Origin of the sequence: Thiohalocapsa halophila, from assembly GCF_016583825.1 — a bacterium.
GTDB classification, from domain to species: domain Bacteria; phylum Pseudomonadota; class Gammaproteobacteria; order Chromatiales; family Chromatiaceae; genus Thiohalocapsa; species Thiohalocapsa halophila.
Genome location: NZ_NRRV01000097.1, coordinates 1 through 12,576 on the forward strand (window position 1 = coordinate 1; position 12,576 = coordinate 12,576).

Annotated in this window: 11 protein-coding genes and 1 riboswitch; all 11 genes read left to right on the forward strand. The window is 68.9% G+C overall.

The window, feature by feature from the left end:
- Positions 1-600 precede the first annotated feature (600 nt).
- The 11 genes from CKO31_RS23510 to CKO31_RS23560 all read left to right on the forward strand — a co-directional run bounded on the left by CKO31_RS23510 (position 601) and on the right by CKO31_RS23560 (position 11,654).
- Positions 601-1,071 carry an REP-associated tyrosine transposase gene (locus CKO31_RS23510; protein ID WP_200242417.1) on the forward strand — a complete coding sequence of 157 codons (471 nt, stop codon included), beginning with the start codon at positions 601-603 and terminating at the stop codon, positions 1,069-1,071.
- Positions 1,072-2,118: 1,047 nt separating this feature from the next.
- The gene (locus CKO31_RS23515; RefSeq protein WP_200242420.1) at positions 2,119-2,412 is read left to right on the forward strand and encodes a hypothetical protein; all 294 of its coding nucleotides are present in this window, start codon (positions 2,119-2,121) and stop codon (positions 2,410-2,412) included.
- Between the two features lie 172 nt (positions 2,413-2,584).
- A complete protein-coding gene (locus CKO31_RS23520) occupies positions 2,585-3,145 on the forward strand; it encodes a zinc ribbon-containing protein (protein ID WP_200242422.1) in 561 nt (186 codons plus the stop codon).
- Positions 3,146-3,634: 489 nt separating this feature from the next.
- Positions 3,635-4,510, forward strand: a complete 876-nt coding sequence (locus tag CKO31_RS23525; protein ID WP_200242433.1) for an N-acetylmuramidase family protein — start codon at positions 3,635-3,637, stop codon at positions 4,508-4,510.
- Positions 4,511-4,960: 450 nt separating this feature from the next.
- A riboswitch (glycine riboswitch) is annotated at positions 4,961-5,086 on the forward strand.
- 244 nt (positions 5,087-5,330) lie between these two features.
- On the forward strand, positions 5,331-6,434 hold the full coding sequence (gene gcvT, locus CKO31_RS23530; protein WP_200242435.1) for a glycine cleavage system aminomethyltransferase GcvT: 1,104 nt from the start codon (positions 5,331-5,333) through the stop codon (positions 6,432-6,434).
- 76 nt (positions 6,435-6,510) lie between these two features.
- Complete coding sequence (gcvH, locus tag CKO31_RS23535) at positions 6,511-6,903, forward strand: glycine cleavage system protein GcvH (protein ID WP_200242438.1); 393 nt, start codon at positions 6,511-6,513, stop codon at positions 6,901-6,903.
- Between the two features lie 186 nt (positions 6,904-7,089).
- Positions 7,090-8,457, forward strand: coding sequence for an aminomethyl-transferring glycine dehydrogenase subunit GcvPA (gene gcvPA, locus CKO31_RS23540; protein ID WP_200242440.1), 1,368 nt, complete (start codon positions 7,090-7,092; stop codon positions 8,455-8,457).
- Positions 8,458-8,670: 213 nt separating this feature from the next.
- Positions 8,671-9,171: a thiol peroxidase gene (gene tpx / locus CKO31_RS23545; RefSeq protein WP_200242443.1), complete on the forward strand. Its 501-nt coding sequence runs from the start codon at positions 8,671-8,673 to the stop codon at positions 9,169-9,171.
- A 359-nt stretch (positions 9,172-9,530) separates the two neighbouring features.
- Complete coding sequence (gene gcvPB / locus CKO31_RS23550; protein ID WP_200242445.1) at positions 9,531-10,991, forward strand: aminomethyl-transferring glycine dehydrogenase subunit GcvPB; 1,461 nt, start codon at positions 9,531-9,533, stop codon at positions 10,989-10,991.
- A gap of 24 nt (positions 10,992-11,015) precedes the next feature.
- Positions 11,016-11,240 (forward strand): hypothetical protein, encoded by a 225-nt coding sequence (locus tag CKO31_RS23555; RefSeq protein WP_200242448.1) that lies wholly within the window; start codon positions 11,016-11,018, stop codon positions 11,238-11,240.
- A 42-nt stretch (positions 11,241-11,282) separates the two neighbouring features.
- Entirely contained in the window at positions 11,283-11,654 is a 372-nt protein-coding gene (locus tag CKO31_RS23560; protein ID WP_200242450.1) for a diacylglycerol kinase, read from the forward strand.
- Positions 11,655-12,576: the final 922 nt, after the last annotated feature.

The following is a 12,576-nucleotide window of genomic DNA, read 5'->3' on the forward strand; positions in this document are numbered from 1 at the left end:
CCGCGTCGCCCATCGCGTAACGCTGGTTGTTGCCGCCCTTGCGCGCGTCCGGCAGCTCGTCCAGCGCTCGGCGGATCCTCGTCACCACCGTTGCCGCCGTGAACCGCTGCGTAGTGGGCTCGGGCTTGGACTCCGGCTTGGGCTCGGGCTTGGGCCTCAGGACCATCGGACTCTCCAGTAACTTGTGAAAAGTCCTTCATAACATCATGCTTTTAAATTTGGAACTGCTGTGGGAGCGGCATCTCTGCCGCGACACGGGCCCCGACGCTGGCAATCGCGGCCAGAGCCCGCTCCCACAGCAGCCCCTCGCACTGTGGGAGCGGCATCCTTGCCGCGACATGGGCCTCGACCGCGGCAGTCGCGGCCAGAGGCCGCTCCCACAGCGGCCCTTGGCGCTGGGGGAGCGGCATCCCTGCCGCGACACGGGCCTCGGCGTTGGCCGTCGCGGCCAGAGGCCGCTCCCACGGTGGCCCCTGGCGCTGTGGGAGCGGCATCCCTGCCGCGACAGGCCGATCGCGCCGCTCGTCGCGCCGCACCACACACAGCGCCATCTGTTTCTAAGCTCACCGGTATCGCAATGTGTGATCAGCGAGGGACGGCGTGCCCCGACCAGCGCAGCCACCGCACAGCCAGGATCTGCGCAAAGGCCGAGTCTCGGAGCCGGGCCGGATCTACCACGTGCGAACCTCCACCGCCTCGCGACGCCGATTCTTCAGCGATCTATACCTGGGCCGTGAAGTGGTGAGGGCGCTGCGCTTCCAGCACGCGACGGGCAATGTGGAGAGCCTGGCCTTCGTGGTGATGCCGGATCATCTGCACTGGCTGATCCAGCTCGGCGACGGCATGGCGCTCGATGCGCTGATGCATGCGGTGAAGGGATTCAGCGCCCAACGCGTCAACAAATGCCTTCGGCGCAGTGGGCCGGTGTGGCAGGCAGGCTATTTCGATCGCGCAATCCGGGCCGACGAGGATGTACCTGCGATTGCACGCTACATCGTCGCCAATCCGCTGCGGGCGGGTCTTTGCGCGCATATCGGTGACTATCCGCTTTGGGACGCGGTCTGGGTTTGAGCTTTGCCGTGCTGGGGGAGCGGCATCCTTGCCGCGACACGGGCGTCGGCGCTGGCTGTCGCGGCCAGAGGCCGCTCCCACGGCAGCCCCTGGCGCTGTGGGAGCGGCGTCCTTGCCGCGACACGGGCCTCGGCGCTGGCCGTCGCGGCCGGAGGCCGCTCTCACGGCGGCCCCCTGGCGCTGTGGGAGCGGCATCCTTGCCGCGACGCGGGCCTCGGCGTTGGCCGTCGCGGCCAGAGGCCGCTCGCACGGCAGCCCCTGGCGCTGTGGGAGCGGCGTCCTTGCCGCGACACGGGCCTCGGCGTTGGCTGTCGCGGCCAGAGGCCGCTCCCACGGCGGGCCTTGGCGCTGTGGGAGCGGCATCCTTGCCGCGACATGGGTCTCGGCGCTGGCCGTCGCGGCCAGAGGCCGCTCGCACGGCAGCCCCTGGCGCTGTGGGAGCGGCGTCCTTGCCGCGACACGGGCCTCGGTGCTGGCTGTCGCGGCCAGAGGCCGCTCCCACAGTGGCCCTTGGCGCTGTGGGAGCGGCGTCCTTGCCGCGACACGGGCCTCGGCGCTGGCTGTCGCGGCCAGAGGCCGCTCCCACAGCAGCAACCTCGCGCTGTGGGAGCGGCATCCTTGCCGCGACATGGGCCTCGACCGCGGCAGTCGCGGCCAGAGGCCGCTGCCACGGGGGCGTTCATTGTGCTGTTCCAATTGCGGCGGCGTTGTGTTACGAATTCATGACAAATCCGAGGTCGCCGCTCGGGCGCTCCGCCCGGCGGCCGGTCCTGCGCCATTGCATGGAGACCGCCGCTCATGTCGCTCCTCCCCCGCCACCCGGATGGGTCGCACCGCCGTCGAGCCTTGGCTCTGTCGTCTGCCTTGCTCCTCCTTGGCGCCACCGTCGGCCTGCCGGCCCTCGCTGAACCGCCCGCCCCTGCTGCCTCGTCCGGGCCCCTCCCAGAGGCAGAGCCCGCGGTCTGTCACTCGCCCTTCTCGCCCGCGGCGACTGACACGGCACCGCAAGCGCTGCTGGCACACGCCGAGCACTGCACTGAGCCGGCGGTGGCCGCCCTGCTGCGCAACCGCGCCGAGCACGCGAAACAGCTGCGCGGGCTCGAGATCATGTCTCGGCTGCTGCGCCAAGGCAGTAACACCGACCGTGCTCGGCTCAGTCAATGCCGGCTCTACACCGCCCTGGCCGAGGCCTTCGCCGAGCGCATGCAGCGAGAGGAGCCGGGCGCCCGCGCAGCTGCCCTGGCACAGCTCAACCTCGCCTACGAGCAGGCCATCTATATCGCCGAGCGCACCCTCCAGGGCCACGAGCGCATCGTCGGGCTGCCGATGAGCGGGCGCTGACCAAGGGCGTGCACAGTCTGCGGCCCAGCCGCTCCGACGGCTGGCGGCGAGTCGAAGCCCCCGCCGCGAGCCTGTCCGCGGCACCCGACCCTTGCCATTTCCGCCCTATCGCGCAGACTTGGAGTCAGGTGATCCCGGAGCAGCCGGGACCTGCCAGCCAACGGAGAGCGCGATGAACGACGGCAACCAGCGCCGCGACGACGACAGCACCACCGACCGTCTGGTGGACGCCTATGACGAGATGCTCAAGCGCACGCGCGAGGGCATCGAGCAGGCGCAACAGCAAGCCGAGGAGAGCACCCCGAAACTGCGCCACATGCTGGAGCAGGTGCGCGACAACATGGTGGAGTTCGGCGAGCTGACCCGCGAGGAAGCGGCCAAGATTGCCGACTACGTCGAGCGCGACGTTGAAGACGCCGCGCACTGGCTGGTGGATACCGGCGAGGACCTTCGCGAGTGGTGGCGCTTCGACCTGGAGCTCATCGAGCAGCGCATGCTCGACGCCTTTACCAGTGTCGCCGACCAGACCAGCCTGCAGCTCAGCCAGTGGGCCGAGCGCGCCCGCCAGGCGAGCCTCTACCAGGCCGGGCAGGTCACCGGGCCCGGGACCCTCATTTGCGACAAGTGTGGTGCCGAGACGCACTTCACCCGCAGCGGTCGTATCCCGCGCTGTGCCGAGTGCGGCAATCTCACCTTCCGTCGGCCGCAGCCACAGGACAAAGCGGGGGGCTGATCGCGGCAGGGATGCCGCTCCCACAGGCGACGCCCCATGGGAGCGGCCTCTGGCCGCGACGACAGTGGCAGCTGCATCAGCGCATCGTCGCGGCAGGGATGCCGCTCCCACAGTCGACGCCCCGTGGGAGCGGCCTCTGGCCGCGACGACAGTGGCAGCTGCATCAGCGCATCGTCGCGGCAGGGATGCCGCTCCCACAGCCGACGCCCCGTGGGAGCGGCCTCTGGCCACGACGACAGTGGCAGCTGCATCAGCGCATCGTCGCGGCAGGGATGCCGCTCCCACATGCCCGGCGATGTGCAAGCGGCAATGCCGCCGGGTGCAGCTTGGCGCAGCGTGCGACGCTGCCGCAGCCGATAACCTACCGCCACACTCGTCTATACTTCACGCGCCCTTGGTGCCGCGGCCTATGCGCTGCTCAGCGTTTCCCGATCCGCTGCGGTAAGGTTGCAGTCAACGCTGTCCTTCAACCGCGTGAGGACTATACCCATGGCCATCGACATCGAAGCGCAGGTGGACCGCATCCTTGAAGACGCGCGTGAGGAGCTGCTCGCGGTAGTGCGTGCCGAGGCCTCGCGAAACGCCGCCGCGACAAGCGACACAGAGGCCGTGGCGCCGGAGGACGCCGCCGGCAGCAGCCAGCGAGCGACCGAGCAGCCGGCCGAGGATGCCGTCCCCGAGCACCCGCCGCGGGTGGAGGTGGAGCATGAGCCGCCTTTCGTGTACGACTATCCGAACACCACCGAGGACGGGCGTTTTCTGCCGGTGTCTTGGACCGGCCCCATCCCCGGGCAGCCGGCCATCAGCGACGACGACATCGCCGAGCTCGCCGATGTCTGGCGCCTGAACCCGTGCCATCTGCGTGCCGTGCTGCGCGTGGAGTCGGCCGGCTCCGGCTTTCTGCTCAAAGAGCCGCCGCCGGCGCGGCCGAAGATCCTGTTCGAGGCCCACTGGTTCTACAAGCTGACGCCACTGCCCGTGAGCAAGACCCGCCCGGACCTGAGCAGCCGCCGCTGGAACCGTAGCCTGTACCAGGGCGGCAGCGCCGAGTGGGACCGACTGCGCGATGCCATGGAATTCGATGCCGTGCAGGCGCTGAAGTCCGCCAGCTGGGGGCTCGGCCAGGTGATGGGGTTCAACTACACGGTGGCCGGCTGCGAGACCCTGGAGCAATTCGTCGTGGAGAGCTTCACCGGCGAAAGGCAGCAGTTCAGCCACATGCTGAGCTTCATCGACAACAACGGGCTCATGGGTCACCTGCGTGCCGGGCGCTGGGCGAGCTTCGCGAAGGGCTACAACGGCGCCGGCTATCGCGCCAACCGCTACGACGAGAAATTGGCCGCCGCGGCGCGGCGCTGTCGCTGACGGCTCGCGTTGTGGGAGCGGCATCCTTGCCGCGATTGGTGCTATCGCCAGGAGCGTCGCGGCCAGAGGCCGCTCCCACAGCGGCCCTGGCGTTGTGGGAGCGGCATCCTTACCGCGATCCGCGCGCTCGCCGGGAGCGTCGCGGCCAGAGGCCGCTCCCACAGAGGCTGTGGCGTTGTGGGAGCGGCATCCTTGCCGCGATCACCGCGCTCGCCCGGAGTGTCGCGGCCAGAGGCCGCTCCCACAGCGGCTTTGGCGTTGTGGGAGCGGCATCCTTGCCGCGATCGGCGCGCTCAGCGGGAGCGTCGCGGCCAGAGGCCGCTCCCACGGCGGCTTCCGGGGGCGTATTTCTACGCAGCCGGGGGCTGCCGAGGCCGACTTATCCGGACAAATCCCGGCAAAACCCTCACTTGGCATAGCCGGGCGTGGCGTTTATAGTCAGGTTACGGTTTCGGAGCCGCGGGAGAGACCGGCGGCGTGCTGGGCATCGCGAGTCAATCGCTACCCGGCCGTCAGCCGGCGCCGAAGGCGCAACACCGCCCGGAATCGCTCAGGCAAAAGGACCGCGGCATTCAATACCGACTCTGGAGAGTGGCCGGCGCAGGCTTGATCGCCGCCGGCCCACCGACGGGGCAGCAGTGGCGCATGGCTCGCAAGCACCCAGCTTGCAGTCACCAGACGCGGGCCAATTCGGCTTCGCGCGACGGCGTTCCTGCAAACTCTCAGGTTCAGGACAGAGGGGCGGCGCGCAGGTGATGTCACCCGCGCGCCAACGCATGTCCAACCGCCGGCCTAACGCCGGCGCGACCGGGAGGCCCGCATGGGTTCCAGAACACCCCTCTATGACGCACACGTCGGCCTTGGCGCCAAGATCGTGCCCTTCGGCGGCTGGGACATGCCGTTGCACTACGGTTCCCAGCTCGACGAGCACCATGCCGTGCGCCGCAGTGCCGGCGTCTTCGACGTCTCGCACATGCAGCCGGTGGATGTCACCGGGCCTGCGGCGAAGCCCTACCTGCAATACCTCCTGGCGAATGACGTCAACAAGCTGCCGGAGCCGGGCCGCGCCCTCTACAGCTGCATGCTGAACGAGCGCGCCGGCGTGGTCGACGATCTGATCTGCTACTACCTCGGCCCGGAGCGCTATCGGCCGGTGGTCAACGCCGCCACGGCCGACAAAGACTTGGCTTGGATGCAGGACCGCGCCGCAGGCTTCGACGTCAGCGTCACCCGCCGTGACGATCTGGCCATGCTCGCCGTGCAGGGCCCGAGCGCCCGCAGCCTGGCGGAGCCGCTGCTGCCGGCCTCCATTCGCGCGGCCGCCATGGCACTCAAGCCCTTCCACGCCGTCGAAGGCGACGCGTGGCTCGTGGGCCGCACCGGCTACACGGGCGAGGACGGCTTCGAGATCATTCTGCCGGCCGCGGATGCCGGGACCCTGTGGCAGGGCCTGCTGGACGCAGGCGTGACGCCCTGCGGCCTCGGCGCCCGCGACACCCTGCGGCTGGAGGCCGGCATGAACCTTTACGGCCAAGACATGGACGAAGACACCGACCCCTTGTCCGCCGGCCTCGGCTGGACCGTGGCCTGGCAGCCGCCGGAGCGTAACTTCGTCGGCCGCAAGGCGCTGGAGGCGCGGCGGGAGGCCGCGGACCTGCCCCGCTTCGTGGGCCTGCTGCTCACGGGGCGCGGAGTGTTGCGGGCGCACCAACAGGTGCTGCGCGACGGCGCACCGGTGGGTGAGATCACCTCCGGCGGCTTCTCGCCGACCCTGGAGCGCTCCATTGCCCTGGCGCGGGTGGACGCGACCACCGCCGAGGGCAAGGCCGACGAGATCGCCGTGGAGATCCGCGGCAAGGCCGTGCCGGCGCGCATCGTGAAGCCGCCTTTCGTGCGCAACGGCCAGCCCAAAATCGCCCTTTAAGGTGGTCTGACGGCAGTCCACCCCAGCCACAGCCAACCGCATCTCCACCCGAACCCGAGCCCAACAGGAGTCAGCCATGAGCGATATCCCGAACGATCTCAAATACACCGAGTCCCACGAGTGGGTCCGCGACAACGGCGACGGCACGGTCACCGTCGGCATCACCGACCATGCGCAGGACGCCCTGGGTGATCTGGTGTTCGTCGAGGTGCCGGAGGTGGGCGCCAAGCTCGCCGCCAAGGACGCGTGCGCCGTGGTTGAATCGGTGAAGGCGGCGTCCGATATCTATGCGCCACTGGAGGGCGAGGTCGTGACCGTCAACGAGGCGCTCGACGACGCCCCCGAGACCATCAACTCCGACCCCTACGGCGAAGGCTGGATCTTTCAGCTGAAGCTCGCCGGTGACGACGCAGGCGCGGGTCTGCTCGATGCCGACGCCTACCAACAAGTCGTCGAGGACGACGCCTGAGCCACGGCCACCGGGCCCGCCACGAGGCGGCGGGCGGTAGCCACGCCTGCAAGCGGACTCCAGCAAGCCGACCTCAGCAGGCCGACCCCCAGCAGGCCGACCCCCAGCAAGCGTACTCATGGCTCGGCACCCCCGAGCGAGGGGCGCCGTACACCTCTTGCGACGACCAGACAACAACTTCCGATTATGCCGTTCATACCCCACACCGAGGCCGACGTGGCCGAGATGCTCGCCGCCATCGGCGCCGAGAGCATCGATGACCTGTTCGACGAAATCCCGCCGGAGCTGCGTGCCAAGGGGCTCGACGGCATTCCCGCCGGTCTGTCCGAGATGGACGTGACGCGCTTGCTGCAGGGCCGCGCGCGGGCCGATGGCCAGCCGCTGTGCTTCATCGGCGCCGGCGCCTACGAGCATCACATCCCCGCCGCTGTGTGGCAGATCACCACCCGCGGCGAATTCTACAGCGCCTACACACCCTATCAGGCGGAGGCAAGCCAGGGCACCCTGCAGGTGCTCTACGAGTTCCAGTCCATGATGACGGGGCTCACTGGCATGGATGTCTCCAACGCATCCCTCTACGACGGCGCCTCGGCGCTGGCCGAGGCGGTGCTCATGGCGGTGCGTGCCAACCGCAAGAGCAAGAGCAAGCGGGTGCTGATTCCGAAGTCCCTGCATCCGTCCTATCGGCGCACGGCCCGCGGCTTGGTGGGCAACCAGGGCATCGAGCTGGTGGAAGTGGACTTCGACCCTGCAACCGGCCAGACGCCCGTTGCCCAGTACGAGGCCGCCGCCGCGGACGGCGAGTGCGCGGCCCTGGTGGTGCCGCAGCCCAACTTCTTCGGCGCGCTGGAGGACGTGGACGCCGTCACCGACTGGGCGCATGAGCGCAATATGCTCGCCATTGGCGTCGTCAACCCGGTGGCCATGGCGCTGCTCAGCCCGCCCGGCGACTGGGGCGAGACGGGCGCGGACATCGCCTGCGGCGAGGGCCAGCCGCTGGGCATGCCGCTGGCCTCCGGCGGGCCCTACCTGGGCTTTCTCACCTGCAAACAGGACTTTGTGCGCCAGCTACCGGGACGCATCGCCGGTAAGACGCTGGATGCCGACGGCAAAGTGGGCTACACGCTGACACTGCAGGCGCGGGAGCAGCATATCCGCCGCTCCAAGGCGACGTCCAACATCTGCACCAACCAGGGCCTGTTGGTGACGGCCGCCACCATTCACATGGCCATCGTCGGCGCCGAGGGCCTGGAGCGCGTCGCCGCCAGCTGCCACGCCAATACCCGCCGGCTGACGGAGCTATTGTGCGAGATCCCGGGGGTGGAGCCGCTGTTCGACGCCCCGGTCTTCCACGAGCAGGCGCTGCGGCTGCCCGCCCCCACCGACAAGCTCCTGCGCGCGCTGGCGGCGCAAGACATCCTTGGCGGCTTCGACCTCGGCGCCGAGTATCCGGAGCTGGACCCGGCGGTGCTGGTGTGCGCTACCGAGATGCGCACGGAAGAAGACATGGTCGCCTTCCGCGATAAGCTCGCAGCCGTATTGAGTGACGAGTAGCGAGTGACGAGTGACGAGTAGCGAGTGACGAGTAGCGAGTGACGAGTAGCGAGTGACGAGTGACGAGTGACGAGTGACGAGGAAAGACCTCCCGCCTCGTTACTCGATCCTCGTTACTCGATACTCGATCCTCGTTACTCGATACTCGCCCCTAGCCCTCAGCCCTCAGCCCTCAGCCCTCAGCCCTCAGCCCCTCTCCCAGGAGATCACCCCATGGCCCAGACCGCACTCCAAGGCAACCCCGTCAACCTCGCCGGTGAGCTGCCCGCCGTCGGCAGCCCCGCACCGGACTTCAAGCTCGTCGACAAAGACCTCGGCGACAAGTCGCTGGCGGACTTCGCCGGCAAGAAGGTGCTGCTCAACATCGTGCCGAGCCTGGACACGCCGGTCTGCGCCACATCCACGCGCAAGTTCAACGAATCCTTCGCCGACCGCGACGACGCCGTGTGCCTGGTGGTGTCCGCCGACCTGCCCTTCGCCATGGGCCGCTTTTGTACCACCGAGGGCATCGACAACGTGCATCCGCTGTCGATGATGCGCTCGAGGAACTTCGGCAAGGATTACGGCGTGCTCATCGAGGACGGCCCGCTCGCCGGCATCACCGCGCGTGCCATCGTCGCGGTCGATGAAAACGGCAAGGTGAGCTACACCCAGCTGGTGCCGGAGATCGGCGAGGAGCCTGATTACGACGCGGCGCTGAAGGCGGTTGGATAGGAGAGGGCTGGGGGCTGAGGGCTGAGGGCTGAGGGCTGAGGACCAACGCTGCCCCGCCCTCGGCCCTCCGTCCTCGGCCCTGATCTGCGGCGTGGGCGGCTTGGTGGATTTCGCTTCGCTCATCCACCCTACATGGGCCGCTGCCGGTGCTGGATCAGGCGGCTCGGTGGATTTCGCTTCGCTCATCCGCCCTACATTGGCTGCCGAGGCCGGCCTTGGACAAACGGGCGCTGGCCGGAGCCCGCGCTAAGACACGTTGCGCCATAGCGCCGTTGCGCGAAGCAGCATTTGTGCCCGGGCGGCGTCGCCTGGCAACACCCGAACCCTATTGCCCCAATGAACCGAACGCAGAGCTTCCCATGCTGATTCAAGAGCAATCCCGCCACGGCCGCACGGCCACCGCCCAAGCCCCGCTGGAAATGGCCGATGTGTCGGACCTGCCGGCGGGCCTGCGCCGCAAGCAGCGCGCCGCCCTGCCGGAGGTCTCGGAGCTGCAGGCCGTGCGCCACTACACGCGTCTGTCGCAGCAGAACTTCGCCATCGACACGCACTTCTACCCGCTTGGCTCGTGCACCATGAAGTACAACCCGCGGGCCTGCAACAGCCTGGCCTCGCTGCCCGGCTTCCTGGCCCGCCACCCGGCGGCGCCGGAAAGCCACAGCCAGGGCATCATGGCCTGCCTGCACGAGCTGCAGGATATGCTGAAGATTGTCACCGGCATGCACGCCGTGTCGCTCGCACCCGCCGCCGGCGCCCAAGGCGAGCTGGCCGGGGTGATGATGATCCGTGCCTACCACGACGCCCGCGGCGACCACGAGCGGCGCGAGATCCTGGTGCCGGACGCCGCCCACGGCACCAACCCGGCGTCGGCCATCATGGCCGGCTTCCAGGTGCGGGAGATCCCCACCGGCAGCAATGGCGACGTGGACATTGCCGCGCTGCGCGATGCCGTGGGCCCGCAGACCGCGGGCATCATGCTCACCAACCCGAGCACCGTCGGCGTGTTCGACCGCAACATCCAGGCCATCGCCGAGACGGTCCACGAGGCCGGCGGCCTGCTCTACTACGACGGTGCCAACCTGAACGCCATCCTCGGCAAGGTGCGCCCGGGCGACATGGGCTTCGACGTCATCCACATGAACCTGCACAAGACCTTCTCGACGCCCCACGGCGGCGGCGGTCCGGGTGCGGGCCCGGTCGGTGTCTCCAAGCGCCTGGAGCCCTATCTGCCGGTGCCCCTGGTGGTGAAGGACGGCGACGACTATCACTGGCAGGTGGAGCACGACCGCCCCGAGTCCATCGGGCGCATGACCGCCTTCGGCGGCAACATGGGCATCCTGCTGCGGGCCTACATCTACGCCCGGCTGCTGGGTGCCGAGGGCATGCGCCGGGTGTCCGAGTACGCCACGCTGAACGCCAACTATCTGCTGGCGCGTCTGAAGGACGCCGGCTTCACCGCCGCCTACCCCGAGCGCCGCGCCAGCCACGAGTTCATCGTAACCCTCAAAAGGGAGGCCAAGGAGTACGGCACCAATGCCATGGACTTCGCCAAGCGGCTGCTGGACTACGGCTTCCACGCCCCGACGACGTACTTCCCGCTGCTGGTGCCCGAGTGCCTGCTGGTGGAGCCCACGGAGTCCGAGCCCAAGGAGGCCCTAGACGGTTTCGTCGACGCCATGACCAAGATCCGCGCCGAGGCGCAGGAGAATCCCGACACCCTCAAGCAGGCCCCCTATAGCCTGCCCGTGCGCCGCCTGGACGACGTGCGCGCCGCACGGCAGTTGGATCTGGCGTGGAGGCCGGAGCGGGTGGAAGATTAAGCCCCAGCACCGCCGGAGACACTGATGGCCAACGACGTCGACAATCTGATCCTAGAACAGCTGCGGGCGATCCGTGCCGATAGCGCGGAGCTCAAACGCCACGCGGAATCGACCAACGTCCAGCTGGCGAGCATGGGCCAGCAGATCGGTGCCTTGACGACAGCCGTCTATGGCGGTCGTTCCGATATCGATGAGCTGCGCCGGCGTCTCGACCGGGTGGAGCGTCGGTTGGAGCTCGCGGACGACTAAGGGCGGACGATCAGGCCAGCCAGTCCGCGACCGCAAAGCACCATGGCCCATCGCCACGACCAGGGCTGGAAACGGGTCCTCTACGCCTTCGGCTACTCCATGAAGGGGCTCAAGGCGTGCTGGGAAGGCGAAGAGGCCTTCCGCCAGGAGCTGCTGTTCCTGATCCCGCTGCTGCCCTTGGGGCTTTGGCTGGGCGAGTCCCCGGTGGAGCGGGCCATGCTGGTGGGCAGCCTGCTGATGGTGCCCATCGTCGAGCTGCTGAATTCCGCCATCGAGGCCAATGTCGACCGCTTCGGCCCTGAGCGGCACGAGCTCTCGGCGCGGGCCAAGGACATCGCCTCCGCAGCGGTGTTCACCAGCATCCTGTTCGCGGCGGTGATCTGGCTGCTCATTCTGGTGCCGAAGTGGCTGTGACGCGCCGCCGTGGGAGCGGCCTCTGGCCGCGACGCCAGCGGCACTCGCATCAGCGCATCGTCGCGGCAGGGATGCCGCTCCCACAGCCACTGGCACCGTGGGAGCGGCCTCTGGCCGCGACGCCGTTGGCACCGGCATCGCTGCATCGTCGCGGCAGGGATGCCGCTCCCACAGCCAGTGGCGCTGTGGGAGCGGCCTCTGGCCGCGATGCCAGTGGCAGCGACCTCATTACATCGTCGCGGCAAGGATGCCGCTCCCACGGCCAATGGGACCGTGGGAGCGGCCTCTGGCCGCGACGACAGTGGCACCCGCATCAGCGCATCGTCGCGGCAGGGATGCCGCTCCCACAGCCAGTGGCACCGTGGGAGCGGCGTCTGGCCGCGACGACAGTGGCAGCGCCATCGCCGCATCGTCGCGGCAGGGATGCCGCTCCCACAGCCAGTGGCGCCGTGGGAGCGGCCTCTGGCCGCGACGACAATGGCACTCGCATCAGCGCATCGTCGCGGCAGGGATGCCGCTCCCACAGCCAGTCGCGCCGTGGGAGCGGCCTCTGGCCGCGACGACAGTGGCACTCGCATCAGCGCATCGTCGCGGCAGGGATGCCGCTCCCACAGCCAGTGGCGCTGTGGGAGCGGCCTCTGGCCGCGACGACAGTGGCACCGCCACCGCTGCATCGTCGCGGCAGGGATGCCGCTCCCACGGCCAGTGGCACCGTGGGAGCGGCCTCTGGCCGCGACGACAATGGCACTCGCATCAGCGCATCGTCGCGGCAGGGATGCCGCTCCCATATATGGTCCGCCCCGCGTTGCAAGAGTGAATGCGCCGATCGGCAGAAGGAGGAGTTGCGGCCATATATCCGGCATCGTGGTGAGGCGCCGTCGCCGGCCCCCGTGCCCTGATGGAATCCGCGAGCATTCCCGAC